At 63.3% G+C, this 25,954-nt stretch carries 28 protein-coding genes and 2 pseudogenes; 4 read left to right on the plus strand and 26 right to left on the minus strand.

Going from position 1 to position 25,954, the window contains the following annotated elements:
- Positions 1 to 29: 29 nt before the first annotated feature.
- Positions 30 to 1,256: an ABC transporter substrate-binding protein gene (locus tag ABIA96_RS09755; protein ID WP_354136822.1), complete on the plus strand. Its 1,227-nt coding sequence runs from the start codon at positions 30 to 32 to the stop codon at positions 1,254 to 1,256.
- A gap of 102 nt (positions 1,257 to 1,358) precedes the next feature.
- Here ABIA96_RS09755 and ABIA96_RS09760 read toward each other — a convergent pair whose 3' ends face one another.
- The 8 genes from ABIA96_RS09760 to ABIA96_RS09795 all read right to left on the minus strand — a co-directional run bounded on the left by ABIA96_RS09760 (position 1,359) and on the right by ABIA96_RS09795 (position 10,165).
- Positions 1,359 to 2,615, minus strand: coding sequence for a TCR/Tet family MFS transporter (locus ABIA96_RS09760; protein ID WP_354136823.1), 1,257 nt, complete (start codon positions 2,613 to 2,615; stop codon positions 1,359 to 1,361).
- Positions 2,612 to 3,994, minus strand: coding sequence for a ribosome biogenesis GTPase Der (gene der / locus ABIA96_RS09765; RefSeq protein ID WP_354136824.1), 1,383 nt, complete (start codon positions 3,992 to 3,994; stop codon positions 2,612 to 2,614). The genes ABIA96_RS09760 and der overlap by 4 nt, the downstream gene beginning before the upstream one ends.
- Before the next feature lie 50 nt (positions 3,995 to 4,044).
- Positions 4,045 to 4,614, minus strand: a complete 570-nt coding sequence (locus ABIA96_RS09770) for a hypothetical protein (protein WP_354136825.1) — start codon at positions 4,612 to 4,614, stop codon at positions 4,045 to 4,047.
- Positions 4,615 to 4,656: 42 nt separating this feature from the next.
- Positions 4,657 to 5,310: a tetratricopeptide repeat protein gene (locus ABIA96_RS09775; RefSeq protein WP_354136826.1), complete on the minus strand. Its 654-nt coding sequence runs from the start codon at positions 5,308 to 5,310 to the stop codon at positions 4,657 to 4,659.
- 172 nt (positions 5,311 to 5,482) lie between these two features.
- Positions 5,483 to 7,078, minus strand: coding sequence for a class I adenylate-forming enzyme family protein (locus ABIA96_RS09780; RefSeq protein ID WP_354136827.1), 1,596 nt, complete (start codon positions 7,076 to 7,078; stop codon positions 5,483 to 5,485).
- Positions 7,079 to 7,209: 131 nt separating this feature from the next.
- Complete coding sequence (locus ABIA96_RS09785) at positions 7,210 to 7,794, minus strand: NnrU family protein (RefSeq protein WP_354136828.1); 585 nt, start codon at positions 7,792 to 7,794, stop codon at positions 7,210 to 7,212.
- A gap of 69 nt (positions 7,795 to 7,863) precedes the next feature.
- On the minus strand, positions 7,864 to 8,442 hold the full coding sequence (locus ABIA96_RS09790) for a UCP034077 family protein (protein WP_354136829.1): 579 nt from the start codon (positions 8,440 to 8,442) through the stop codon (positions 7,864 to 7,866).
- Positions 8,443 to 8,545: 103 nt separating this feature from the next.
- Complete coding sequence (locus ABIA96_RS09795; protein WP_354136830.1) at positions 8,546 to 10,165, minus strand: peptide chain release factor 3; 1,620 nt, start codon at positions 10,163 to 10,165, stop codon at positions 8,546 to 8,548.
- Positions 10,166 to 10,323: 158 nt separating this feature from the next.
- Here ABIA96_RS09795 and sugE point away from each other — a divergent pair, with 158 nt between their 5' ends.
- The gene (gene sugE / locus ABIA96_RS09800) at positions 10,324 to 10,638 is read left to right on the plus strand and encodes a quaternary ammonium compound efflux SMR transporter SugE (RefSeq protein WP_354136831.1); all 315 of its coding nucleotides are present in this window, start codon (positions 10,324 to 10,326) and stop codon (positions 10,636 to 10,638) included.
- Here the strand turns inward: sugE and ABIA96_RS09805 are convergent.
- The 7 genes from ABIA96_RS09805 to ABIA96_RS09835 all read right to left on the minus strand — a co-directional run bounded on the left by ABIA96_RS09805 (position 10,631) and on the right by ABIA96_RS09835 (position 17,119).
- Positions 10,631 to 11,635, minus strand: a complete 1,005-nt coding sequence (locus ABIA96_RS09805; protein WP_354136832.1) for an inorganic phosphate transporter — start codon at positions 11,633 to 11,635, stop codon at positions 10,631 to 10,633. The two genes, sugE and ABIA96_RS09805, sit on opposite strands and share 8 nt — an antisense overlap.
- 15 nt (positions 11,636 to 11,650) lie before the next feature.
- Complete coding sequence (locus ABIA96_RS09810) at positions 11,651 to 12,295, minus strand: DUF47 domain-containing protein (RefSeq protein WP_354136833.1); 645 nt, start codon at positions 12,293 to 12,295, stop codon at positions 11,651 to 11,653.
- A gap of 155 nt (positions 12,296 to 12,450) precedes the next feature.
- Positions 12,451 to 13,419, minus strand: a complete 969-nt coding sequence (locus ABIA96_RS09815) for a branched-chain amino acid ABC transporter permease (protein ID WP_354136834.1) — start codon at positions 13,417 to 13,419, stop codon at positions 12,451 to 12,453.
- 1 nt (position 13,420) lies between these two features.
- Complete coding sequence (locus ABIA96_RS09820; RefSeq protein ID WP_354136835.1) at positions 13,421 to 14,284, minus strand: branched-chain amino acid ABC transporter permease; 864 nt, start codon at positions 14,282 to 14,284, stop codon at positions 13,421 to 13,423.
- Positions 14,285 to 14,355: 71 nt separating this feature from the next.
- Complete coding sequence (locus ABIA96_RS09825) at positions 14,356 to 15,576, minus strand: ABC transporter substrate-binding protein (RefSeq protein ID WP_354136836.1); 1,221 nt, start codon at positions 15,574 to 15,576, stop codon at positions 14,356 to 14,358.
- 48 nt (positions 15,577 to 15,624) lie between these two features.
- Positions 15,625 to 16,371, minus strand: a complete 747-nt coding sequence (locus tag ABIA96_RS09830) for an ABC transporter ATP-binding protein (protein ID WP_354136837.1) — start codon at positions 16,369 to 16,371, stop codon at positions 15,625 to 15,627.
- Entirely contained in the window at positions 16,364 to 17,119 is a 756-nt protein-coding gene (locus ABIA96_RS09835) for an ABC transporter ATP-binding protein (protein WP_354136838.1), read from the minus strand. Before ABIA96_RS09835 ends, ABIA96_RS09830 begins: the two co-directional genes overlap by 8 nt.
- 340 nt (positions 17,120 to 17,459) lie before the next feature.
- Here ABIA96_RS09835 and ABIA96_RS09840 point away from each other — a divergent pair, with 340 nt between their 5' ends.
- Entirely contained in the window at positions 17,460 to 18,110 is a 651-nt protein-coding gene (locus ABIA96_RS09840) for a PAS domain-containing protein (protein WP_354136839.1), read from the plus strand.
- Here the strand turns inward: ABIA96_RS09840 and ABIA96_RS09845 are convergent.
- The gene (locus tag ABIA96_RS09845; RefSeq protein WP_354136840.1) at positions 18,107 to 18,472 is read right to left on the minus strand and encodes an ArsC family reductase; all 366 of its coding nucleotides are present in this window, start codon (positions 18,470 to 18,472) and stop codon (positions 18,107 to 18,109) included. The genes ABIA96_RS09840 and ABIA96_RS09845 overlap by 4 nt on opposite strands.
- Before the next feature lie 119 nt (positions 18,473 to 18,591).
- Here ABIA96_RS09845 and ABIA96_RS09850 point away from each other — a divergent pair, with 119 nt between their 5' ends.
- Entirely contained in the window at positions 18,592 to 18,963 is a 372-nt protein-coding gene (locus ABIA96_RS09850; protein WP_354136841.1) for a tRNA-binding protein, read from the plus strand.
- Positions 18,964 to 19,079: 116 nt separating this feature from the next.
- Here ABIA96_RS09850 and ABIA96_RS09855 read toward each other — a convergent pair whose 3' ends face one another.
- The 10 genes and pseudogenes from ABIA96_RS09855 to ABIA96_RS09900 all read right to left on the minus strand — a co-directional run bounded on the left by ABIA96_RS09855 (position 19,080) and on the right by ABIA96_RS09900 (position 25,890).
- Entirely contained in the window at positions 19,080 to 19,784 is a 705-nt protein-coding gene (locus ABIA96_RS09855; RefSeq protein WP_354136842.1) for a glutathione S-transferase family protein, read from the minus strand.
- 81 nt (positions 19,785 to 19,865) lie between these two features.
- Positions 19,866 to 20,009 (minus strand): hypothetical protein, encoded by a 144-nt coding sequence (locus ABIA96_RS09860; RefSeq protein WP_354136843.1) that lies wholly within the window; start codon positions 20,007 to 20,009, stop codon positions 19,866 to 19,868.
- A 100-nt stretch (positions 20,010 to 20,109) separates the two neighbouring features.
- Positions 20,110 to 20,376: pseudogene (locus tag ABIA96_RS09865) on the minus strand (DUF429 domain-containing protein); the annotation flags it as partial.
- A 36-nt stretch (positions 20,377 to 20,412) separates the two neighbouring features.
- Positions 20,413 to 20,754, minus strand: coding sequence for a carboxymuconolactone decarboxylase family protein (locus ABIA96_RS09870; RefSeq protein ID WP_354136844.1), 342 nt, complete (start codon positions 20,752 to 20,754; stop codon positions 20,413 to 20,415).
- Between the two features lie 3 nt (positions 20,755 to 20,757).
- Positions 20,758 to 21,279 (minus strand): RNA polymerase sigma factor, encoded by a 522-nt coding sequence (locus ABIA96_RS09875; protein WP_354136845.1) that lies wholly within the window; start codon positions 21,277 to 21,279, stop codon positions 20,758 to 20,760.
- Positions 21,276 to 21,485, minus strand: coding sequence for a YgaP family membrane protein (locus ABIA96_RS09880; RefSeq protein WP_354136846.1), 210 nt, complete (start codon positions 21,483 to 21,485; stop codon positions 21,276 to 21,278). The genes ABIA96_RS09875 and ABIA96_RS09880 overlap by 4 nt, the downstream gene beginning before the upstream one ends.
- A 92-nt stretch (positions 21,486 to 21,577) precedes the next feature.
- Positions 21,578 to 22,762, minus strand: coding sequence for a serine hydrolase domain-containing protein (locus ABIA96_RS09885; protein ID WP_354136847.1), 1,185 nt, complete (start codon positions 22,760 to 22,762; stop codon positions 21,578 to 21,580).
- 233 nt (positions 22,763 to 22,995) lie between these two features.
- Positions 22,996 to 23,688, minus strand: a complete 693-nt coding sequence (locus tag ABIA96_RS09890; protein WP_354136848.1) for a GNAT family N-acetyltransferase — start codon at positions 23,686 to 23,688, stop codon at positions 22,996 to 22,998.
- 4 nt (positions 23,689 to 23,692) lie between these two features.
- Positions 23,693 to 24,039 (minus strand): annotated as a pseudogene (locus tag ABIA96_RS09895) (Lin0512 family protein).
- A 24-nt stretch (positions 24,040 to 24,063) separates the two neighbouring features.
- Positions 24,064 to 25,890, minus strand: coding sequence for a chloride channel protein (locus tag ABIA96_RS09900; protein WP_354136849.1), 1,827 nt, complete (start codon positions 25,888 to 25,890; stop codon positions 24,064 to 24,066).
- Between the last annotated feature and the right edge of the window lie 64 nt (positions 25,891 to 25,954).

Below are 25,954 nucleotides of genomic sequence, written 5' to 3' on the forward strand. Positions count from 1 at the left end.
CGCATATTTGACAATGGAGGAAACCTTTTATGACGACGACGTTCGCGCGCCGCTCAGCGGCCCTTCTTGCCTGCGCCGCTTTCGGTTTTGCCACATCAGCCTACGCCCAGGACAAGACCGTCACGATCGGCGTGCTCAACGACATGTCCAGCCTTTACGCCGACATCGGCGGCCCGAACTCCGTTGTGGCCGTCAAGATGGCTGTCGAGGATTCCGGCCTGCTCGCCAAGGGCTGGAAGATCGAGGTCATCAGCGGCGATCACCAGAACAAGCCGGACGTCGGCGTCAACATCGCGCGCCAGTGGATCGACACCCAGAAGGTCGACGCGATCGCCGACACGCCGAATTCCGGCGTCGCGCTGGCGGTGAGCAACGTCGTCAAGGAAAAGAACGCCGTCCTGCTCAACAATGGCGGCGCCAGCGCCGACCTCACCGGCAAGGCCTGCAACGCCAACACCATCTCCTACAGTTACGACACCTACATGCTTGCCACCGGCACCGGCAAGGCGCTGACCAAGGCCGGCGGCGACAGCTGGTTCTTCCTGACCGCCGACTATGCCTTCGGCGCCGCGCTGGAGCGCGACACGAGCGCGGTCATTACCGCGAATGGCGGCAAGGTGCTTGGCGGCGTCAAGCATCCGCTCAACACGTCGGACTTCTCGTCCTTCTTGCTGCAGGCGCAGAACTCGAAGGCCAAGATCATCGGGCTTGCGAACGCCGGTGGCGACACCACCAACGCGATCAAGCAGGCGGCCGAGTTCGGCATCGTCGAAGGCGGCCAGAAACTCGCCGCGCTGCTGCTGTTCATCAACGACGTCCACTCACTCGGCCTGAAGACCGCGCACGGCCTGACCTTCACTGAATCCTTCTATTGGGATCTGAACGATGGCACTCGCGCGTGGTCAAAGCGCTTCCAGGAGAAAGTGACCAACCACGCGATGCCGTCGATGACCCAGGCCGGCAATTATGCGGCCGTGCTGCATTATCTGAAGGCGATGGAAGCCCTCGGCGGCAATCCGCATGACGGCGCCAAGGTCGTCGCCGAAATGAAGAAGCTGCCGACGGACGATCCGTTGTTCGGCAAGGGCCCGCTGCGAGAAGACGGCCGCCGCATCATCCCGGCCTATCTGTTCGAGGTGAAGAAGCCCGAGGAGTCGAAGGGACCGTGGGACTATTACAAGCTGGTCGCCACCATCCCCGCGGAAGAAGCCGCAAGGCCGCTCAAAGACAGCGAGTGTCCGCTGGTGAAGAAGTAACGCCGTCAAAGCGGCGGTAGGGTGGGCAAAGCGAAGCGTGCCCACCGCCTCTTGAGGTCGCGAAGAGATGGTGGGCACGGCGCCTAAGCGCCTTTGCCCACCCTACGATACCGTCTTCGTCGCGGCCAGCGTCCGCACCGCTATCGCCACGCACAACACCATCAATGCGGCCGCGAGCAAGAACGGCGCGCCAGGCAAATGCAGCGGCGTGCTGCCGCCGATGAAATAGGAAAACGTCAGCGTGAACAGGAACGGGCCGACGAGCTGCGCCACGCTCTGTACGCTCCCGGTCGCGCCTTGCAACTGGCCCTGCTGATCGGGCGCGACCAGCCGTGTCATCAGCGACTGCAGTGCGGCTCCCGAGATCCCCCACAGCGACATCACGGGAATGCCGATCCAGAACAGCGGCCCGGTCGGCGCGCTGCCGAAGATCGCAAATCCAACGGCGCCACAGCACAATCCGAGCAGCAGCGCGCCACGCTCGCCGAGCATTCGCACGATCGGGCCAATTGCGAGCCCCTGCACCACCATGGCGCCGACGCCGACCATCGCGAGCGTCAGTCCGACGGTCTTGGAATCCCAGCTGTAGCGATAGGTCGCGTAGAGCACGAAAGTCGACGGCAGCACGACATGCGCAACCTGCGCGATGAAATTGACGACCGACAGCGCCGTTAGCCCTGCGTTGGACCGCAAGAGATAAACCGCCCCGACCGGATTGGCGCGCGTCCAGCGAAACGACGCGCGCTTTTCCGACGCCAATGATTCCGGCAAGATCAACAGACCATAGAGTGCATTGGCAAAGCTCAAGCCCGCCGACGCCCAGAACGGCAGTCGCGGATCGATATCGCCGAGCAGACCGCCCAGCGCCGGACCCAGGATGAAGCCCGCGCCGAACGCCGCGCCAATTTTGCCGAAGACCGCCGCGCGCCGCTCCGGCGGCGTGATGTCGGCGATATAGGCGAACGCGGTCGAGATGCTGGCCGAGGTGATGCCGGAGATCACGCGGCCGACGAACAGCCAATTCAGCGACGGCGCGAGTGCCATCAGCACGTAGTCGGCGGCAAGCCCGAAATTCGACAGCAGCACCACCGGCCGGCGCCCGAAGCGATCCGACAGCGCGCCGAGCAGCGGCGAGAACACGAATTGCATCAACGCCCAGGCGGTGCCGAACAGGCCGAAGATGCGGGCCGCTTGCGCGGTGTCGTTGCCGACGAAGCTCTCGACCAGCTTGGGCAGGATCGGCATGATCACGCCGAGCGCGAGCATGTCGAGCAGGATGGTGACGAAGATGAAGGCGACGGCACCACGCCGGATCGGCGCAGCGCCTTGCGCCATCGCCTCACCGGCATCGTTGCTCACGACGGCCGCTTGCGCTTGTGGGCGAAGGGGTTGGCCTTCTCGCGCAAGGTAATCCGCACCGGCGTGCCCGGCAGCTCAAAAGCCTCGCGCATGGAATTGGTCAGGTAGCGCAAATAGGATTGCGGCACGGCATCCGCGCGCGAGCAGAACAGCACGAAGCTCGGCGGACGCGCCTTGGTTTGCGTGATATAGTTCAGCTTCAGCCGGCGGCCCGACACCGCGGGCGGCGGATTGGCCTGGACCGCCTCTTCGAACCAGCGGTTCAACGCCGAGGTCGAGACGCGCCTGTTCCAGAGCGCATAGGCGTCCTGGATCGCCTGCATCAGGCGATCGATGCCCTCGCCCATCAAGCCGGAAACGGCGACGATCGGCACGCCCTTGATCTGCGGCAGCCAGTGGTCGGCATCGCGGCGCAGGCCGGAGATGGTGCCGCCACCCTTGCTCTCCATCAGGTCCCATTTGTTGACCGCGAGCACGACCGCGCGGCCCTCACGCTCGATCAGGTCGGCGATACGAAGATCCTGCTCTTCGAAGCGGTTCTGCGCATCCATCATCATCACGACGACTTCGGCAAAACGCACCGCGCGCAATGCGTCGGCGACCGAGAGTTTTTCGAGCTTCTCCTCGATGCGCGAGCGCCGGCGCAAACCCGCAGTATCGAACACGCGAAACTCCCGGCCCTTCCAGTTGATCTCGACCGCGATGGAATCACGCGTGGTGCCTGCCTCCGGGCTCGTCAGCAGGCGTTCCTCGCCGAGCAGATGGTTGATCATGGTCGACTTGCCGGCATTGGGCCGGCCGACGATGGCGACCCGGATCGGGCGCGTCGCGGCCTCTTCCTCGGTGAGCGGCTCGTCGTCCTCGACCTCATCCTCTTCGACGGGCTCCGGCATCAACTCCCGGAGGGCGTCATACAACTCGCCCATGCCCTCGCCGTGCTCGGCTGAGACCTGGATGGGATCGCCGAGGCCGAGCGCAAAGGCCTCCATCGCGCCGGCATCGCCATGCTTGCCCTCGCTCTTGTTGGCGACCAGCAGCACCGGCTTGTTGGCCTTGCGGGCGAAATCGGCGAAGGCGCGGTCGGTCGGCGTGAGACCAATGCGGGCATCGATCACGAAGAACAGCGCATCCGCTTGTGCGATCGCGGCCTCGGTCTGCTCCTGCATCCGTGCCGTCAGCGAGCCCTTGGCGCCTTCGTCGAGGCCAGCAGTGTCGATGATGGTAAATTCGAGATCGCCGAGCCTGGCCTCGCCCTCGCGGCGGTCGCGGGTGACGCCCGGCAGATCATCGACGAGCGCGAGCTTCTGTCCGACGAGGCGGTTGAACAGCGTTGACTTGCCGACATTGGGCCGGCCGATAATGGCAATTGTAAAGGACATCAGTCATTCGTGCGCCGCGGAGGTGGCGCCTGTCAATTCAGTGAAAAATGTCAGCGGGAGAAACTGCCGCTGGGCAGCGGCGCCGGGAACGCTCCCGGCGACTGCTGTTGCTGGGTGGTCTGCGCCGATTGTGCCGGCTGCTGTGCGGGTTGTTGGTCCGGCGGCGGCGCAGTGGTGCGCTTGCGGACAATCTTGTGCTTCGGCGGTGCGGCAGCCGGCGCCGGGGCCGCCTCGGGCTGGGCCTCGCCATCGACCTCACCGGCCGGCGCTTCAGCTGGTGCGGCTGCGGTCGTGGCCGGTTGCCTGGTCTTCTTCGCGTTGGCGGATTTCGACGGTTTCGCGGGCTCCGCGGGCGGCGGTTCGGCCGGCAGCGCCGCGACGGCGGGCGCGTTCGCATCCTGCTGTTGCTGCGCGCCCTTGTACATGTCCTTCGGCACGCCCTGCTCGAGACCCGGCACGCCCTCGGGGAATACCGGCTTGCGGTCGCCCGGCAGCTTCTTCTTGGTGTCGAGGAAGTCGAGCAGATCGCTCGGATCGAATCCGCCGCTGGAGCAGCCGCCCAGGAGGCCCGTAAAGGCGATCAGGACGGCGGCTGCGATTAGACGTGGCGTACGGCGCATATCAGTATCTCGTCTCGGCTCTCGGGACCGTCAGCTCAAGCCTTAACTCTTGGCGACGGGCGGCAGCAGGGCCTGGAGCGCCTCGGCGCGCGAGCGCAGGCCCGGCGGCGTTTCGCCATCCTCGGCGATCGCGTCGAGCCATTTGCGGGCCGCGGTCATGTCGTTGTTGCGCCAGGCCGACAGCGCCAGTAGCTCTCGGGCGCTGTGGCGGAAGGTCGATTTGGGCTCGGCAGAGGTTTCCAGCCGTTGCTGGATGTCGGCGTAGCTCGCGCTGTCCACCAGCAGGCCGGCGGCGCGAATCTTGGAAAAATCCCGCCACTCGCTGCCTACGCCGCTGTCAGCGGCGATGTCGTCGTACATCTTGGCCGCTGCCTTTGGATCGCGGGTCGATGCCTCGGCCGCGGCGCGGAGCCGCGCCAGGGTGCGGTAACCAGATGGGGCCTTGGCAGCGAGATCAGCAAAGGCGGTCTCGGCCTCCGCGTGCTTACCCTGCTCCGACAGCTCAACGGCCTTCTCGAAGGTCGCGCCGGCCTCGGCGGCCTTCTTGGACTCCAGATACTGGTAGCCGCGCCAGCCGCCCACGGCCGCCACGACCAGCACCATCAGGGCGATGAAGTAGAGCGAATATTTGTCCCACAGCTTTTTGAGCTGCTCGCGACGTACTTCTTCGTCGACTTCGTCAAATAATTCAGACACTTATGCTAATCCCATGCCCGGCCGGGAGCGCGCGCCAGATTGAGCGCGTCTAAAACCCGTCCCCACGTCGCGGCGGCGATACCCTATCGATATGGCGGAGGCAAGGCAAAGCAAGCCCGATCAAGGCGTTAACGCGACAACCGGGGATATCCCGGGGGCCCGCCGGCCCTGTTTAGATTCCGACCAGCAGCTCTCGCAGCTGCCGCTTCACCACCTTGCCATTGGCGTTGCGCGGGAGGGGCTCGGCCGTGATCGTCATGGTCTCTGGCACCTTGTAATCGGACAGCCGCTCGGCACACCAGGCCCGCAGGTCGTCGCTGCCGACCTGGATGCGCGTGACCACGACCGCATGGACGCGCTCGCCCAGCACCGGGCATGGCTTTGCGATGATCGCGCTCTCGACCACGGCGGGATGACCGGCCAGCACGGATTCGACCTCGGCCGAATAGATCTTGAGGCCGCCGCGGTTGATCATGTCCTTCTGCCGGTCGAACACGCGGACGAACCCTTCGGCGTCGACCGAGCCGAGATCACCCGAGTGCCAGAATCCGCCAGTAAAGCTCTCGGCCGTTGCCTTCGAGTTGTTCCAGTAGCCCTTGATCACGGAGGCGCTCTGGATCCAGAGCTCACCGATCTCGCCGGGCGGCAGCGCGCGCCCATCCATCCCCATCGCGATGATCCGCGCACCCGGACACGCCAAGCCGACGCTGTCGATATGGCTCGCCGTCAGCTCGCCCGGCATGATGGTCGACGGCGACGTCGTCTCGGTCGAGCCATAGCAGTTCGCAAGATTCAGGCCTGGAATTGTCGCCTTGAGCTTCTCGATGGTGGCGACCGGCATCGGCGCTCCGCCGAATCCGCCGATGCGCCAGCTCGAGAGATCATAGCCCTCGAAATCGGGCTGCAGCAGACAGAGATTGTACATCGCCGGTACCATCACCGTGTAGGTGACGCGCTCGCGCGCGGCGAGCTTGAGATATTCGGCCGCCTTGAATTCCGGCATGATGATCAACGCGCCGCCGCAGCGGATCATCGTCGTGATATTGGCGACGACGCCCGTGACATGCCCGAGCGGGACGGCCGCAATCGAGCGATCGACTGCCGTCAATTGCAGGCAGGACACGAACACCATGGAGGAATGCACGATGTTGCAATGAGCCAGCATCGCGCCCTTCGGCTTCCCTGTCGTGCCTGAGGTGTAGAGGATCATCGCTGTGTCCTCTTCACTCACGTCGACCGGTGCCAGAGCCGGGGCGTTTTCGGCGAGTACCGCGAAGTGCGACAGAGCCGGATCGCTGTCGATGGCGACGCGATGGATCACATCGGGCACATCCTGCGCATCGGGCAGCCGCTCGGCGAGACCTGCTTCGTGGATCAGGATCTTGGCGCCGCAATCAGTCAGGACATAGGCGATCTCCGGTTTCTGCTGGCGCGTGCTGAGCAGCACCGTGACCAGCCCCTCATGCGCGGCGGCGAACAGCAGCAACGGAAACTCGATGCGGTTGCCGAGCAGGAGCGCAACACGATCACCGCGCTGCAGGCCGAGCTTGCGAAAGCCCGATGCAATCCGCGCGGCCTGCTCCACTGTCTGCCGCCAGCTGAGCCGGACATTGCCGCAGACGAGCGCTTCGCCCTCGCCGTTTATCGCGGAGGCATCAGCGATCATCGCCCAGAGACTCTCAGGCCGATCGGTGAAGGCCGGTACAACCCGATCGCCAAAACGCGCCTCGAACCGCATCGGCGGAATCTGAGATTGCGACCAGTCCATCGGAGAGCCCTCGGCTTGCTGCTTTTGTCACCTTCCGCGCATGGGCACGCGGCTGCTGTCTTGCGCTGATTGGCTGTCTTTTTTGTGCATGATCTATCGGAAAACCGCCGCACATTTTTCCGGATTTTGCACTAGCCGCCCATGACGGGAACGCCGATCACGACAGGATGGAATGCAAACGCCAGCGCCAGATAGGCAACGATGCCGACAGCAACAGCGATCAGATCGTTGGTGACGCCGCCCACGGGAATCGGCGGTCCGCCGGCGTCCTTGCGATGCTTCAGCGAAATGCGGTCATACACTCCCCAACCGAGGAACGAGCCGAACAGGATGATGGAGCCGAGATCCCCATTGGCGAGCAGATGCGCAGCCGCCCACAGCTTGATGCCAGCGAGCATCGGATGCTTCAGGGTCGCATAAATGCGACCGCGCAAATATGACGCGACCACCAGGATCACGGCAGGCAGCATCAGCGCGACCGTGATGTGCTTCATCGCCTTCGGCGGGTACCAGACATCGATCCAGCCGGTCGCACGATAATGGCTAAAGCCCCAGACGATCAGCCCCAGCCCCGCGAGCGAGACAACCGAATAGAGGATCTTGTAGGTCCCCTCGCCCAGCCGCGCGACCGCCTGCGCGCGCGCGTCACGTTTCGTTGTAAAAACATGGGCGGCGAAAAACAGCACCAGCCCCAGGATCATGACCAGCAGACCCACGACATTCTCCCCTCAACCAGCGCCCGCCCATGGCGTATCATCGATTGGCCGCCGGTCGCAACTGATGCGCTACTTGCCAGTTTCGCGATTATCGACGTAGCGGATCGCGATCGGGCGCCCGGCCAGGGCACCGCCGAGACCGCTGGTGAATTTCAGCGGCAGGCAGGCGTTCAGCGATGATTTGATCGCGTCGAGATAGATCGTCCTAGTATCGGCCGGGACGCCCGCGGTCGCGTATGTGAGGCGCGGCGGACCGATCAGGCCGCCCGCCTTGTTGAAACTGAAGCGCACCGACATCTGCATCCCCGTCCGCGCACTGTCTGATGGCGGCGACCAGCAGGTGCGCAACTCGGCGAAGAGATCGCCGATCGTATCGAGATCGTGGTCCGGCTTCTGGTATTTGGCGCGGTCGGCGTCTGACGGGACGCTTTCGATCGTGAGCTGGAGGTTCTCTCCGTAGGGATAGTCGATCTCGGGAATGCAGGGCCCGTGATCGAGTGGGCTGCAATAAGACGGCGTGCAGGGCCTGCTGTCGAGCACGCTGCACGGCTCGTGCGCAAATGGGATCGGATTAATCTGGCGGCGCTGCGCAACGGCTGCGAGCGTCGAGATCGCCAGCAGGATCAGAACGAGAATGCCGCGCCACATGCCTTGAGCTCGCGATGTCACGTGAGTGGAACGTGGCACCGTCAGCGACAGCGTCAAGGCCGCGGGCGTTCACATGCTCGCGTTCAAGCGGCCGAGGCACGCCCTACCCTTTCTTCTTGACGTCCTTGACGTTGGTAAACTCGATGCCCTCGGCGCGCTCTTTGGTATAGCCGAGATAGAACTCGTTCCTGGCCAGGTACACGGGATCGCCGTCGACATCGTCGGCGATACTCGACGTATTGGCCGCGATAAAGGTGTCGAGCTTCTTGCCATCCTCCGAGGAGACCCAGCGCGCGAGCTGGAACTCGCTCACCTCGAACTCGACCGGCAGCGAATATTCGGCATCGAGCCGTGCCTTGAGCACGTCGAGCTGCAGCGCGCCGACCACGCCGACCAGCGCCGGTGCGCCGTCGCGCGGACGGAACACCTGCACGACGCCCTCTTCCGACATCTGCTGAAGCGCTTCCTTCAGCTTCTTCGCCTTCATCGCGTCGGTGAGACGGACGCGGCGGACGATTTCAGGCGCGAAGCTCGGCACGCCGACAAAGTTGAAATCCTCACCCTCTGTCAGCGTGTCGCCAATGCGCAGTGTGCCGTGATTGGGAATGCCAACGACATCGCCGGCAAAGGCCTCATCCGCCACCGAACGGTCCTGAGCAAAGAAGAACTGCGGGCTCGACAGCGGCATGCTCTTGCCGGTGCGCACCAGCTTCGCCTTCATGCCGCGGCTGAGCTTGCCGGAGCAAAGGCGGGCAAACGCAATGCGGTCGCGGTGGTTCGGATCCATGTTGGCCTGGATCTTGAACACGAAGGCGCTCATGCGCGGATCGGTCGCTTCGATCTTGCGCTGGTCGCTGTCTTGCGCACGTGGCTCGGGTGCGAACTTGCCAAGGCCTTCCAGCAGATCGCCGACGCCGAAATTGCGTAGCGCGCTGCCGAAATAGACCGGCGTCAGATGGCCCTCGCGGAACGCTTCGAGCTCGAACGGTTTTGAGGCCTCAGTGACGAGCTCGAGCTCATCCTTGACTGCGGAGACGTCGAGATTGGCATTGAGCTTGGCGAGCTCCGCGATCTCGATCTGTTGCGCAGCGCCCGTCTTGCCGCCGCCGCCTTCGAGCAGGCGTACGCCGCCATTGACGACGTCGTACGTGCCGAGGAAGTCGCGGCCGCGGCCGACCGGCCAGGTCATCGGCGTGGTGTCGAGCGCCAGCGTCTTCTCGATCTCGTCGAGCAGCTCGAAAACGTCGCGGCTCTCGCGATCCATTTTGTTGATGAAGGTGATGATCGGGATATCGCGAAGACGACACACCTCGAACAGCTTTCGCGTCCGCGCCTCGATGCCCTTGGCTGCGTCGATCACCATGACGGCGGAATCGACCGCCGTAAGCGTACGGTAGGTGTCTTCCGAAAAGTCCTCGTGGCCCGGCGTGTCCAGCAGGTTGAACACGAGGCCTTCGAACTCGAAGGTCATGACCGAGGTCACGACCGAGATGCCGCGCTCGCGCTCGATCTTCATCCAGTCCGAACGGGTGTTGCGCCGCTCGCCCTTGGCCTTGACCTGACCGGCCAGATTGATGGCGCCGCCAAACAGCAGGAGCTTTTCGGTCAGCGTAGTCTTGCCGGCGTCCGGGTGCGAGATGATCGCAAATGTGCGCCGCCGCGACACTTCTGCGGCAAGCGGAGAACGGGCCGGCGATTCGGCGGTGGTCGCGATGTCGGACATGGCGGGAGCGTTTGGCAGGGAAAATGGGCCTGATCAAGCCTGATTTGGTGATTGCGGAGCGTTCCGGCCAGTCCCATATCGCTCTTTTGGGAGGGACGGCCCTCCTTTTCGTCAGTCATTACTCGCGGGGACGACCCTGCCTTGAACGGAGGGTCGTCATGGCCTGGAGCATTCTGTTCGTCGCCGGTCTTCTCGAGATCATTTGGGCGATAGGGCTGAAGTATACCGAAGGTTTTACCAGGCTTGTTCCATCCGTCATCACGCTCGCGGCCATGGCCGGCAGCGTCATCCTGCTCGGGCTCGCGCTCAAAACACTGCCCGTCGGAACCGCTTATGCCGTCTGGACCGGCATCGGCGCGGTCGGCACAGCGACGCTGGGCATCTACCTGTTCGGCGAGCCCGCCACCGCGCTCCGCCTCGCCAGCATCGGGCTGATCGTGGCCGGCATTGTCGGGCTGAAGCTCGTTACTTGAAGATCTGGACCGCCCACCAGGAGAGCGCCGCGACGATGGCCGAGGCGGGGATCGTGATCACCCAGGCATAGACGATCGAGCTCGCCACGTTCCAGCGCACCGCCGAGACCCGGCGGGCCGCACCGACGCCGACGATTGCGCCGGTAATGGTGTGGGTGGTCGAGACGGGAACCCCGAGGAAGGTCGCCATGAACAGGGTCGCAGCGCCGCCGGTCTCGGCGCAAAATCCCTGCATCGGCGTCAGCTTGGTGATGCGCAGGCCCATGGTGCGGACGATGCGCCAGCCACCCATCAGCGTCCCCATCGCCATCGCCGCCTGGCACGACAGGACCACCCAAAACGGCACCGAGAATTCGCCGCCGAGATGGCCCTGCGAATAGAGCAGCACGGCGATGATGCCCATCGTCTTTTGGGCGTCATTGCCGCCATGACCGAGCGAATAAAGTGAAGCGGAGGCGAATTGCAGGATGCGGAAGGCGCGATCCACGGCAAAGGGGGTCGAGCGCACCGAGGCCCAGGACACAATCGCGACCAGCATCATCGCGAGCAGGAAGCCGACCAGCGGCGACAACACGATCGCGAGCACGGCTTTGGTCAATCCGCTCCAAACCGCAGCATGGATTCCAGCCTTGGCCATCCCGCCGCCGACGAGGCCGCCGATCAGCGCATGCGAGGACGAGGATGGAATGCCCAGCGCCCAGGTCACGAGGTTCCAGACGATGGCGCCGACAAGCGCCGCGAAGATGACCTGGGCATCGACGATTGCGGGATTGATGATGCCGGTGCCGATGGTCTGGGCGACGTGCAGGCCGAACACCATGAAGGCGACGAAATTGAAGAATGCGGCCCAGATCACCGCAAATTGCGGTCGTAGCACGCGAGTCGAAACGATGGTCGCGATCGAATTGGCGGCATCATGCAGGCCGTTCAGGAAGTCGAACAGCAGCGCGACGGCAATCAATCCGACCAGAACGGGAAAACCCAACGCAGCATCCACGGCGCGGCTCCCGCCCTAAACTTGCTCGATGACGATGCTGTTGATCTCGTTTGCGACATCGTCGAAACGGTCGGCCACCTTTTCGAGGTGATCGTAGATCTCGGCACCGACGATGAAATTCATCGCACTGCCGTCACGGTGCTTGAGGAACAGCTCCTTCAGCCCGATGTCATGGAGATCGTCGACGCGGCCTTCGAGCTTGGTCAGCTCTTCGGTGATCGCGGTCAGCATCGCGACGTTGGGCCCGATCGACTGCATCAACGGCAGTGCACGGCCGACCAGATTGGCGCATTCGATCAGGAGCGCACCGATCTCGCGCATTGGCGGCTCAAAGGTGCGGACCTCGAACAGCATCACCGCTTTGGCCGTCTGCTGCATCTGGTCGATGGCATCGTCCATCGAGGTAATGAGATTCTTGATGTCCCCCCGATCGAACGGCGTGATGAAGGTGCGTCGCACCGCCGTCAGCACCTCACGGGTGATGTTGTCGGCGTCGTTCTCGAACTGGTTGACGCGCTGGCAATAGACCGGCGTCTCTTCGCCGCCCTTGAGTACACCTTGAAGCGCGATCGCGCCCTGGATCACGGTCTGGGCATGGCGGTCGAACAGGTCGAAGAACCGTTCTTCCTTCGGGAGGAAAGCGCGAAACCAACGCATCATGGGGATAGTCTACCGGCTGGAATGGCCCGGCCCGAACGGGCCGTCACGAAACTGTCATAGACCATTTTCATTCCGCGCGCGTGTCATCTCACGCCCGCGGTGCCGCATCATCCACCGCTTTCAGCTATCAATTAATATATAGCTAGATCAACGGCTTAGAGTGATCGCTTGAAATAATGAGCGAATTCACCGACCACGCCACGGCGGAAGGTGAGCACGCAAATCACGAAGATCGAGCCCTGGATCACCGTCACCCATTGGCCGAAGCCCGCCAGATATTGCTGCATGGCGATGATCGCGAAGGCGCCCACCACGGGACCGAAAATGGTGCCGAGACCGCCGACCAGCGTCATCAGCACGACTTCGCCGGACATCGACCAATGCACGTCGGTGAGCGAGGCATTCTGCGCCACGAACACTTTCAGCGATCCGGCGAACCCCGCCAGCGTGCCCGAGAGGACGAATGCCAGGAACTTGTACTGGTCGGTCCGGTAGCCCAGCGAGATCGCGCGCGGCTCATTTTCGCGGATCGACTTCAGAACCTCGCCAAACGGCGAGTTGATGATGCGATAGATCAGCAGGAAGCCCGCGAGGAAGCCAACCATCACGACGTAATAGAGCACGGTCGGCTTGGACAGGTCTAGGACACCGAACATGTGTCCCTGCGGGATGCCCTGGATGCCGTCCTCGCCATGCGTGAACGGCGCCTGGAGGTAGATGAAGTACAGGAGCTGCGACAGCGCCAGTGTGATCATCGAGAAATAGATGCCCTGACGGCGGATCGAGATGTAGCCGGTGATGATCGAGAGGACAAAGGCTCCGGCAACACCGACGAGGATGCCGAGCTCCGGCGGCAGCGCCCACACCTTCAGCGCGTGCGCGCTGCAATAGCCGGCGGTGCCCATGAACATCGCGTGGCCGAACGACAGCAGGCCGCCATAGCCGATCAGAAGATTGAAAGCGCAAGCGAGCAGCGCGAAGCAGAGCGCCTGCATCACGAAGAACGGATAGATGCCACTGAATGGCACTGAGGCGAGCAGCAGCGCCATCACCACGAAGACGATCATCTCGTCACGCATCGCGCGCGGGGTCACCGGCAGCGTGTCGTCCGTCAAGGCTGTCATATCAGGCTGCCCTTCCCGTCAATCCCGTTGGCTTCACCAAGAGCACCAGCACCATCAGCACGAACACGACGGTGTTGGAGGCCTCGGGGTAGAAATATTTGGTCATGCCCTCGATCACGCCCAGCGCGAAACCGGTGATGATGGAGCCCATGATCGATCCCATGCCGCCGATCACCACCACCGCGAACACGACGATGATGAGGTCCGCGCCCATCAGCGGCCGTACCTGGTTGATCGGCGCAGAGAGCACGCCGGCGAGCGCGGCCAGGCCAACGCCCAATCCGTAAGTGAGCGTGATCATGCGCGGTACGTTAATGCCGAAGGCACGCACCAGCGTCGGGTTTTCGGTGGCGGCGCGCAGGTAAGCGCCAAGGCGCGTCTTCTCGATCAGGAACCAGGTCGCGATGCACACCACCAGCGAGAAGATGACCACCCAGGCGCGGTAGACCGGTAAGAACATGAAGCCGAGATTTATGCCGCCCCTGAGCTGATCCGGAATGGCGTACGGCATGCCGGAGGAGCCAAAATAGTTCTGGAACACGCCCTGCACGATCAGCGCGATGCCGAATGTGAGCAGCAGGCCGTAGAGATGGTCGAGCCCGGTCAGGAATTTCAGCATGGTCCGTTCCAGGATCATGCCGAAGATGCCGACGATGATCGGCGCCAGCAACAGGGCCCACCAGTAACTGATGCCGCCGATGTTCAACAGGAAGTAGGCGACGAATGCGCCCATCATGTAGAGCGCGCCATGGGCGAAATTGATGATGTTGAGCATGCCGAAGATGACGGCGAGCCCTAGACTGAGCAGCGCGTAGAACGAGCCGTTGATCAGTCCCACCAGTAGCTGTGCGTAGAGAGCCTGCATCGATCCAGCACCCAGTCCCTTCGGCGTTCCCTAGAGGTGCCCGCCGGCTGGCAGCCGGCGGGCTGTTGGTCTTACTTCTTCAGCAGCGGGCACTTGCTCTCGGAGAGCGGCGTGAACGCCTGGTCGCCCGGCACCGTGCCGACGAGCTTGTAGAAGTCCCACGGTCCCTTGGACTCGGAGGGCTTCTTCACCTCGAACAGATAGGCGTTGTGGATAGTGCGGCCGTTGGGCTGGATCTCACCCTTGCCGAACAGATCATCTTCCGTCGGCATAGACTTCATCTTCTCGACGACCTTGACGCCGTCATGAGGATTGCCGCCGAGCGCATCCAGCGCCTTGAGATAGTGGCGCACGCCCGCATAGACGCCCGCCTGCACCATGGTCGGCATCGCGCCGTTCTTCATCTTTTCCGAGAACCGTTTGGAGAACGCCCGGGTCTGGTCGTTCATGTCCCAGTAGAAGGTCTCAGTGAAGTTCAGGCCCTGCGCGGTTTCCAGACCGATCGCCTTGACGTCGGTGAGGAACAAAAGCAGCGCAGCGAGCTTCTGGCCGCCCTTGACGATGCCAAACTCGGCCGCCTGCTTGATCGTATTGGTGGTATCGCCGCCGGCATTGGCAAGGCCGATGATCTTGGCCTTGGAGGCCTGCGCCTGGAGCAGGAAGGACGAGAAGTCCGGCGTGTTCAGCGGATGCTTGACGCCGCCGACGACCTTGCCGCCGTTTGCAGTGATGACGGCCGTGGTGTCGCGCTCGAGCGCCGCACCGAAAGCGTAGTCGGCGGTCAGGAAGAACCAGGTGTCACCGCCGGCCTTCACCAGAGCCTGACCCGTGGTGTGGGCCAGCATGTAGGTGTCGTAGGTCCAGTGCACGGTGTTGGGCGAGCACTGCGCGTTGGTGAGGTCCGAGGTCGCTGCGCCCGAATTGATGTAGACGCCGTTCTTTTCCTTGACGACGTTGTTGACGGCGAGCGCCACCCCGGAATTCGGCACGTCGACGATGACGTCGACCTTGTCGACGTCGAACCACTGGCGCGCGATCGCGGTGCCTATATCCGGCTTGTTCTGGTGATCGCCCGAGATGACGTCGATCTTCCAGCCCTTCGCGGCGAGGCCGGAATCTTGCACCGCCATCTGCGCAGCGAGCGTCGAGCCGGGCCCACCGAGGTCGGCATAGAGACCGGACTGATCGGATAGTGCGCCGATCTTGACCGTCTTGTCCTGCGCGAAGGCTGCGCCGGCGGTGGTAACGGCCAACGCCGTGCCGAGCAACAACGATGCAATCGACTTTTTCATGCTACTTCCCTCGTGACTCTTCTCGTGACCGTCCGACCCTTGGCCGCACTAGACGCCGAGATAGGTGTGGAGCTTGTCCATGTTGGCGGCAAGCTCCGCATTGGAAAATCCGTCAATGATCTTGCCGTGCTCGACGACGTAATAGCGGTCGGCGACGGTGGATGCGAACCGGAAGTTCTGCTCGACTAGAAGGATCGTGAACCCTTCCTTCTTCAGCCGCGCAATAGTGTGACCGATCTGCTGAATGATGACAGGCGCAAGACCTTCGGTCGGCTCGTCCAGCATCAGGAAGCTGGCGCCGGTACGCAGGATGCGCGCGATCGCCAGCATCTGCTGCTCGCCGCCGGACAGCTTGGTGCCTTGGCTGTTGAGCCGCTCCTTCAGGTTCGGAAACAGGTCGAAGATCTGCTCGAGCGGCAGCCCGCCTGGCCGCACCACCGGCGGCAGCAATAAATTTTCCCGCACGTCGAGACTGGAGAAAATTCCCCGCTCCTCCGGGCAGAACGCGATACCCATGCGTGCGATCTTGTCAGAGGTCGCGCGGATGATCTCCTGGTTGTTGAATTTGATCGAGCCGGCGCGCTTGCCGATGATGCCCATGATCGACTTCAGCGTGGTCGTCTTGCCGGCGCCATTGCGTCCGAGCAGCGTGACGACCTCGCCGGCATTCACATCGAAATTGATCCCGTGCAGGATGTGGGACTCGCCGTACCAGGATTCGAGGTTGCGCACCTGAAGGATATTGCCGCTGGTCGCAGCCTTCGCAGGAGCCTCGGCAATTGCAGTCTCAGGCATGACCGGCTCCCAGATAGGCTTCCTTGACGCGCTCGTCCTTTGTGAGTTCGCTGTAGTGGCCCTGCGCGAGCACCTGCCCGCGCGTCAGCACGGTGATGATGTCGGAGAGATTGGCCACGACGCTGAGATTATGCTCGACCATCAGGATTGTGTACTTCGCCGAGATCCGTTTGATCAACGCTGCGATCTTGTCGATATCCTCGTGGCCCATGCCGGCCATTGGCTCGTCCAGCAGCATCATCTCCGGATCGAGCGCGAGCGTGGTCGCAATCTCGAGCGCGCGCTTGCGCCCATAAGGCATCTCGACCGCCGGCGTATTGGCGAACTCGCTGAGACCCACATCGTTCAATAATTCACGCGCGCGGTCGTTGAACTGATTCAGCACCGACTTGGAACGCCAGAAATCAAAGGAGCTGCCGTGCTGGCGCTGGAGCGCGACACGGACATTCTCCAGCGCGGTCATATGAGGGAATACCGCCGATATCTGGAACGAACGCACCAGCCCTAAGCGGGCCACATCGGCCGGCGCCATCGCGGTGATGTCCTGTCCCTTGTACAGGATCTTTCCGGCAGACGGCTTGAGGAACTTGGTCAGAAGATTGAAGCACGTCGTCTTGCCGGCCCCGTTCGGGCCGATCAACGCGTGGATACTCCCGCGGCGAACCTTGAGCGCAACGTCGCGGACGGCGAAGAAGCCCGCGAACTCCTTGGTCAAGCCTTCCGTTTCGAGAATGAACTCATCGGCCAAACAGATTTCCCCCTGCCCGCGCAATGCACGTGGCTGTCCTTGTTACTTCGGCTTTCCGGAGGCCTTGGAGCCTTCCCGGAACGCCGCCTCCGGGCGCGGAATATGCCGGAGGTGACGGGGGTTAGGCAAGGCGGAAAGCTGAGCAGGTCAGGCCTCCGGCCGGGAGTCTCATGCTCCCTTAGTTGAAGGTTTTGTGATGTCGCGCCTGCCGGCCTCCCGGTTCGCAAGACACCGGTCATCAAGTCGTCGTTAACGGTCTTTGGTCCCGCGCGCCAGCCTTCATAGAAAATTTTCCCGCCGCGGCGATCATGCACGGGTTTCATTCGCCGGGAATATTGTTTTGGATTTCGCCAGCGCCCCTCCTTCCGCCGTCAAGTCGATCAAGCAGCGTGACCTGCTCAACACGTGGCTGCGACTTTATGCGCGCCATCAGACCGCGCCGGCGATCTGGGAGTATCAGCCCGCACGACTCGAGGAAGAGCTGTCCGATCTCATCTATTACACGGTGGACAATTCAACGCCGACGCCGCGCCTGACCATTCAGAGTGAGGGCACGCGGATCTCGCGCGCCTACGGCCATACCGGCAAGGGAATCCTGCTGGAGGATTATGTCGGGCCACGGCTCGCGCCCTTTGTGATGCCGGTCTATCACGAATGCGCCGCGCGCGGACTTCCGGTCTACAGCGTTGCCGACGTCGACGACATCTACGGCCGCGTCGTCGCCTATGAAAGGCTGCTGCTGCCGTTCCTGACCGATGACAAGGTCAGCCACGTCATCGCTTCGCTCAAGACTTTCTGCGAGGACGGCGGCTTTGAGATCAAGAATCTGCTGCGCGGAAATGACGCGCTGCCGCGGCCGAAACTTCGCACCGTGATCGACCGCGATCTGTTTCACCGCGCGCCCGGCCGCATCGCCGCCGCTGACGTCGTCGAATTCGCCGATCGGCCGGGCGGTCCGAACGTCACCGCCGAGATCATCGAGTTGAACTAGCTCTTGCGCGATTTGGCACCGACTTCCTTGTCGTAGACATCCGGCTTGAAGCCGACCAGGAGCTTGCCGCCGATCTCGAGCACGGGCCGCTTGATCATCGATGGTTGCGCTAGCATCAGCGCCAGCGCCTTCTTCTCGGTCAGGCCTTCCTTGTCGGCATCCGGCAACTTCTTGAAGGTGGTGCCGGCGCGATTGAGCAGTGTCTCCCAGCCGAGCTTGTCGCTCCATTGTTTGAGCTTGTCCTTCTCCACGCTGGCAGTCTTGTAATCGTGGAACTCGTAGGCGACGCCATGGGCATCGAGCCAGGCACGCGCCTTCTTCATGGTGTCGCAGTTCTTGATGCCATAGATGATGTTGGGCAAGACGGTCCTCGCGCATGCGTCGTGACGTGCTGTGGTCATGGCTTTGGCGTTGTACGAAACTCCGGTTCGCGCGACAATATTGCGAACGACGTTTTCGACCTCTCCCGAGCGGACACGCCATGCACGTCACCCACGATCCCGCCGCGGTCGCCTCGCCGACCATCGACTTCAATACGTTCCTCGCAGTCGATATCCGCGTCGGCACCATCGTCGATGCCAAGCCGTTCCCTGAGGCACGCAAGCCGGCCTGGCGGCTGTGGATCGACTTCGGCCCGGCCATCGGCGTGCGCAAGAGCTCGGCGCAGATCACCGAGAACCATCCGCTCGAGGCGCTGGTGGGACAGCAGGTCGCCGCCGTCGTCAATTTCCCGCCGCGCCAGATCGGACCGGTCGTCTCCGAGGTGCTGACGCTCGGCTTCCCGGATGCCGACGGCAAGGTCGTACTGATGCAGCCGAGCAAGCCGGTGCCGAACGGCGGACGGCTGTTCTAGCGGCAGGCATTGCCTTCGCCGGCCTCCCATCGCCCTATCCCTCTGTTTTTTAGGCCAAGCCGTCCGGACTTGGCCAAAATCCGCCTTGATCATAAAAATAACTGACTAAGCTAATTTCACGGCCGCTTCGGAATATTCAATCCGCGCTCCACAGCAGGCCGCGCCAGCCCGCGTTCGAGCCAGGCACCGACCGACTTGAACTGGCTGAACGTGACGAGATCACCGGCGCCGTAGAAGCCGATGAGGTTGCGCACCCAGCCGAGCATGGAAATGTCGGCGATGGTGTAGTCGTTATCCATGAACCATTGCCGACTCGCGAGATGCGTGTCCATCACGCCGAGCAGGCGCTTGGACTCGCCCACGTAACGCTCAAGCGGCCGCTTGTCTTCAAAATCCTTGCCGGCGAATTTGTGGAAGAAGCCGACCTGGCCGAACATCGGCCCGATTCCGCCCATCTGGAAATGCACCCACGCAAGAGTCTGGTAGCGGCGCGCAGCGTCCTGCGGCAGCAGCTTGCCGGTCTTCTCCGCGAGGTATTGCAGGATCGCACCCGACTCGAACAGCGGCAGCGGTCTGCCGCCGGGGCCGTTGGGGTCGAGGATCGCCGGGATTTTGCCGTTCGGATTGAGCGAGAGGAATTCCGGCGTCTTCTGGTCGTCCTTGCCGAAGTCGACGAGATGGACTTCGTAAGGCAGTCCGATCTCCTCCAGCATGATCGAGACCTTCACGCCGTTCGGCGTCGGCAGCGAATAGAGCTGAAGCAATTCGGAATGTTTGGCAGGCCAGCGCTTGGTGATGGGAAATGCGGAGAGATCAGACATCGGGACCCCGGATTCGTTCGTGAGATGCCGCTTAATCTAGGCGAGCCATCGAACGGCGCAAGGTCGAGTCATTCAGACGAATCACAATGGACGCAGCAGATGACTGGTGGCGTAGACCACGTCGCGCTGTGCCCGTTGTTCGATGAAGAGCTGCCCGGTGACGAGCAATCCTCCGGTGAAAACGAGCGCGAGCATCGCGGTCGCGAATTGACTGGCATCATTCATCGCACGAGCTTCTCTGTCATATGTTCGGACGGGGAACGCAGACCGACCGTCGCCAGTTCCTGAATGGTTCAAATAAATTGCCTAATTTTCCCGGTCTAGATCTGCCGGACGAACGCATGTCGGGAAATGTCCAGAGATCGCGGCGGGCCCCCAGAAACACGGCGGGGCCCACCATTTTGCGCGCACGCAAGTCGCACGTTCGATAGCCGCTCGGGTTCAACCCGATCGGCATGTCGATCATTGCACGCGCATGCGGCATCGCGATCAAACGCGTGAGGCCCGGCGAATAGTCAAAGCCGTGACCGCCGCGGTCATCGATCCACGCGGCAATCCAGCCGAAGCGAAATCCATCGAGACCGAGATAATTCTCACATGTACGGTTCCGCCTCCAACCAACGTTCGCTCATCCCGCGCCTTCATACCGCTCAAACAGCCGCTGCGCCAACAACGCATGGCTGAGCGTGCCGCCGGCGCGCACGGCCGCTGCAATCAGTGCAGCTTCGGCTACCTCTTCGCGTGTGGCACCGACCTCCGCCGCCTGCGCCGTATGCACGTCGAGGCAATACGCGCACTGCGTGGTGAGCGCGACCGCGAGCGAGATCAGCTCGCGATATTTTGGCGGGATCAGTCCGTCCTTGCGTTCGACCGCGTGGTTGAACGCCAGGAACGCATTGGCCTCGGCTGGCGCCAGCGCGACGAAGGCCGGGATCGATTTCAGATCGTCGGGGGTTTGATAATCAGACATGGCTCACCTCGTCAGATATTCGCGCATCAGGGCGCGGGCGCGATGCAGGCGCGCCTTCACGGTCTGCCGCGTCGCGCCGAGCGCTTCGGCGATTTCGGCGATGGTCATTTCCTTGACGTCGCGCATCAGCGCGACATCGCGGTAGTGCAGTGGCAGTGCCTCAAAGGCCGCGGCAACATCGAGCCGCAAATCGACCTCGGGCCGCGACAGCAGCGCGGCCTCCGCCTCGCTCTCATCGATCGACGGCGCGAGGCCCGCCTTGCGCGCGAGCCGCAGGCACTCGCGGCGGACGACGCTGAACAACCACGCCGAAAATGCGAGCCACGAGCGGATCGTGCCGACATGCCGGAACAGGATCCACAGCGCCTCCTGCGCCGCGTCCTCGGCGTCCGCCGAGCTGCGGCAGGTCGCGCGAGCGTAGCGGCGGATATCGGGCTGTGCCGTCTCGAGCAGACGGGCGATCGCCTCGGGATCGCCGAGCCGCGCCGCCTCGAACAGGTTTGGCGAGATCGCAGCCGCGCTCACGACACGCCTCCCCGTCCAATACGGGCCATCGCGCACATTGGGCAATAGCCGACCAAGCCGGTCAGCGCGAAGCCGGCGCCGCCGAGCGCGACCAGCCACGCCGCCGCACCCGTGAGATAGATCAATGCCGCGATCGCTACCGCAGTCCCCGCGGCGACCCGCACTGCCTGGTGCAGGGCGCCAATGTTCTTCCTGTAAAACGCCATCACAACCTCCATCAGCCGAAGCGGAATGCCTCGACCGTAAAGAGGGCGCGGTGGCGCAAAAGGATTCGCGGGCGCCTGCAATTCTTTCGCGGTCAGCCTCCCACCGCCTGGTAGGCTAGGCGCTTGAACTCGAAGAAGAATGGATTCCAGAAGCCCAGATGGCGCTGGGCCATCAGCACGCCGGCGGTATTGGCTTCAGGACAAATCCACCAATGGGTGCCAGCGAGCCCGCCCCACTGGAATTCGCCCGTGGAATTCGGGGGATCAAACTGCGTCGGCGCGAAGGTTACGGCGCCGCCGAGGCCAAAGCCCTTGCCCGGCATAGGGCCAAGATTGGCGAAGCGGATGACCTGGCCCGCCGGCAATTGGTTGGTCATCATCTGAAGCAGCGTCTCCGGCTTCAGCAGTGCATCCGGACCGGGCAACAGCGCCCGCACCAGAGCGAGCATGTCCGGCAAGGTCGAGACGAGCCCACCGCCGCCCGACAGCCGCGGGAACGGCCGTCGATAGGCCTGCGGATAGGGCAGATTATCGGCGCGCGTGAGGCCGGGCTTCATCGGATCGAGCACGTCGGCGCCGGTATAGTGCGCGACCAGCCTGCCCTGCTGCGCTTCCGGCACGGAGAAGCCGGTATCGGTCATGCCGAGCGGATCCAGGATGCGCGCCTTGAAGAAGACGTTGAGCGGCTTGCCCGAGACGACCTCGACGACGCGGCCGAGCACATCGGTCGCCACCGAATATTCCCAGCTCGTGCCGGGATGATAGGACAGCGGCAGATCTGCGAGCTTGTCGATCATGTCGGTCAGCGGCGTCAGCGGATTGAGCACGCGCGCGTCGTTGTAGCCTTTGAAGAGCACCGTCCCGGGATCGAAGATGCCGTAGCTGAGGCCCGACGTATGGGTCAGAAGCTGCCGGATCGTGATCGGGCTGTTCGCCGGCTCGACATCGGCAAGGCTCGAAGCGCCCTGCTTCAGCACCTTGCGATTGCCAAGCTGCGGCAGGAATTTTTCAATCACGTCATCGAGCCCGATACGGCCCTCCTCGACCAGCAGCATGATCGCAGAGGTGACGAAGATCTTGGTGTTGGAGAAGGCACGAAAGATGTGGTCCGGCCGGAGCGCCGTCTTCGCCTCGCGATCGGCAAAGCCGACGCATTGCTGGTCGACCACCTCGCGTCCGCGCAGCACCGCCCAGGACACGCCGGGGACGATCTCCTGATCGACGTAGCGCTGCATCGCCGTCCGCACAGCGGAAAAATCTGGTGTCCTGGCGTCCATAAATTGGCTCCTCCCCGAATTGGTTGCGATGGATATAGCCACGAATCGCCCGCGGGGAAGCCCGTTCGCACGAGCCGAGCTGATGAGGGAGTTGATCTCGCTGCTTCAGAACGCAACCAGCCAGTCGACCTCCTATAGCTCCAGCGGCAACTCGGCGTCCTCCAACGCATCGAGCGCACTGCTCGTCGACTACACGACCTAAGATTGAAGGCCCGGCGCACATCGCCGGGCCGTCATCCCTGCTTCATAAATGCCGTGACGTGCAGACGACGGCGAATGCGCATGCCCTGGCGCTGATAGAGTGCGATGGCAGACGTGTTGTTCGAAAACACGTGCAGGAACGGAATCTCGCCGCGCGCCTCGATCTGGCGCGCGACCGCGGCGAGCAACGCCTGCGCGTAGCCGCGCCCGCGATAGTCGGGATGGACGCAGACCGCGGTCATCTCGACGAACTTTCCCGGCTTCATGCGCTCGCCGGTCATCGCGACCAATTCAGCACCGACGCGAATGCCGAGGAACGTGCCGAGCTCATGGGTGCGCAACGCGAACGGGCCCGGCTTGGTCAGCGCCGTCAACGCCATCATCGCGGCAACGTCGGCCGCCCCGAGCCTCACGATCTCGGCGTCACGCAACGGGCTATCCGCAGGTGAGCCGATCATCTGTTCGCCAGTCTCGGCCAGCACGACCTTGAAGCCGGCCGGAACATCGACGGCGTCCTGCGTGAACAGCGCGACAACCTGCGTGTCCGACATGAGATCACCGAGCGCGGCGAAACTCGCCGCCGACATGTCAGCCATGTCGGCGAATGGCGTCATGTCAACGGGATAGCGCAGCGCGCGCGGGCCGCCCTCGGCCAGATGTTTATGGCTCGTCGTCAACGCGCTCCAGATCGGACGATCCAGCAGCGCCACATCGCTGTCGGACACGAACCTAGTCCTTATCGAAGCTGACGATGACTGCGGCGTTGGCAATGAGGATGGGGTCGTTGCCCTGTTCCGGGGCCGAGGGAATCTCCAGCCCGCCCTTGACCGCGTTGACGGTCACCGTGCCGTAAGGAAGCTCCTTCGCAACCGCCTCCTTGTCGACACTTTCCGGATTGGGCACCGCGATGGTGACGTCGACGAACATGCATTCGCAGTCTTGCCGATCATCCGGAAGAAGCCGAGGCTCGAATGCTTGATCGCGTCCGACACCGCTCGCTTCGCCGCCTTGGTGGCGTCCTTGCCGTGAACGTCGACGCCCATGCCCATCTCGGTGATACAGCGAACGCGAGTCATGCTCATTCCTGTCAGTGCTGGAGTTCAGAGGGGCAGACCTTCCGCGATCCGCGCCTCCGGCACAAGCGCCTTCTCGCGCAGGAAATATGCGTTGCGATCCTCCTCCTGCGCGTTCACGACCGCGCGAATTCGCAGCAAATCCTTGCGCGCGACGAGGCCAACCACGCGATGGCTGGCGCGATCCACTACCGGCAACCGCCCGAGATCGGAGGCGACCATGAGATCGGCCACCCGTCCCAGCACGTCGTCGGGATGCGCCAGCACGACCGAGGTGTCCGACACCACATCATCGAGCGTCGCCGCCTGATGATCGCCCTCCGTGCGCCAGCGCAGCACGTCGGCGCGGGTCACCATGCCGGTCAGCCGCCCATCGGCCGCGATGACCGGATAGGATTTATGACGGCGCTGATCAGACGTGAAGAACGCCACCGCCGCGTCGATGGACATGTCGACCGGCAGGGTGTCGACGTTCGTGACCATGACGTCGGCCGCGCGCAGCAGCTCGAACGGATCGATCGCGTATTCGCGGGTGATGTGCTGGCCGCGGCGCGCGATCTTCTCGGTCAGGATCGAGCGCTTGAGCAACAGCACGGTGACGGCGTGCGCCGCGCCGGTCGCCGCGAGCAGCGGCAGCAGCATGTCGATATTGCCGGTCAGCTCGATGGCGAACATCACGCCTGTCAGCGGCGAGCGCATCGTGCCACCCATCATCGCGGCCATGCCGACCAGCGCCCAGAACGACGCGCCACCGGGCAGGATCAGCCCCTCCAGCCAGCCAGCCGTGCCGCCGAGGATCAGCAGCGGCGCCAGCACGCCGCCCGACGTGCCCGAGCTCAGCGCGACCACCCAGATCACTGATTTCACCAGCAGCAGCCGTATCGCCTCGTCGCGCACCATGTGGCCGGACAGGAGATCGCCAATGACGTCGTAGCCGACGCCGAGCGCGCGGGGGTCAATCAGCCCGCCAAGGCCGACGACCAGGCCGCCAAGCATCGGCCACCACATCCAGTGCACCGGCAGATGGTCGAACAGGTCTTCGATCGCGTAGAGCAGCCGCGTCATCAATCCGGATTGCAGGCCGGCGACGATGCCGACGCCGATCGCAGCCGCGAGGCCCCACCAGGGAAGGTCCGGCCGCTCCGCAAACGGAAACAGCGGTCCTGTCCCGAACAGCAGCGGGCGCCACGCCGCCGAGATCACAGCCCCCGTCACCACGGGCAGGAAGCTGCGCGGCTTCCATTCGAACAGCAGCAGCTCGATCGCGAGCAGTACCGCCGCGATCGGCGTACCGAAGATTGCCGTCATGCCGGCGGCCGCGCCCGCGACCAGCAGCGTCTTGCGCTCGGCCGCGGTGAGATGGAAGCACTGGGCGAAGATCGATCCGATCGCGCCTCCCGTCATGATGATCGGTCCCTCGGCGCCGAACGGACCGCCACTTCCGATCGACACCGCCGAGGACAACGGCTTCAGGATCGCGACCTTCGGCTGCATCCGGCTGCCGCCGATCAGGATCGCCTCGATCGCTTCAGGAATGCCGTGGCCCCGGATCTTCTCCGACCCGAACCGCGCCATCAACCCGACCACGAGACCGCCCAGCGCCGGCGCCAGCACCATCCACACCCCCGGATGGGCATTCGCCAGCGAGACATTCTCGGTGCTGAAATGACCGAACCAGACCACATTGGTCACCAGCGCAATCAGCTTCAGCAGCACCCAGGCGGCCCCGGCGCCAAGGCTACCGACCAGCAGCGACATGCCGATCAGGACCAGCACGCGGCGGTCGGCGGTAAAATCTCCGGGCTTGCCGCGAGGACGCGGGAGGCCGCCGGTCATGTCGGGGGTCTGGCGCATGTATTTCTCTTTTGGGAGGATCGTTCGCGCCTGCAATATATCGTGTCACGATATATATCAAGGA

Origin of the sequence: Bradyrhizobium sp. LB11.1 (assembly GCF_040549385.1) — a bacterium.
Taxonomy (GTDB): Bacteria; Pseudomonadota; Alphaproteobacteria; order Rhizobiales; family Xanthobacteraceae; genus Bradyrhizobium.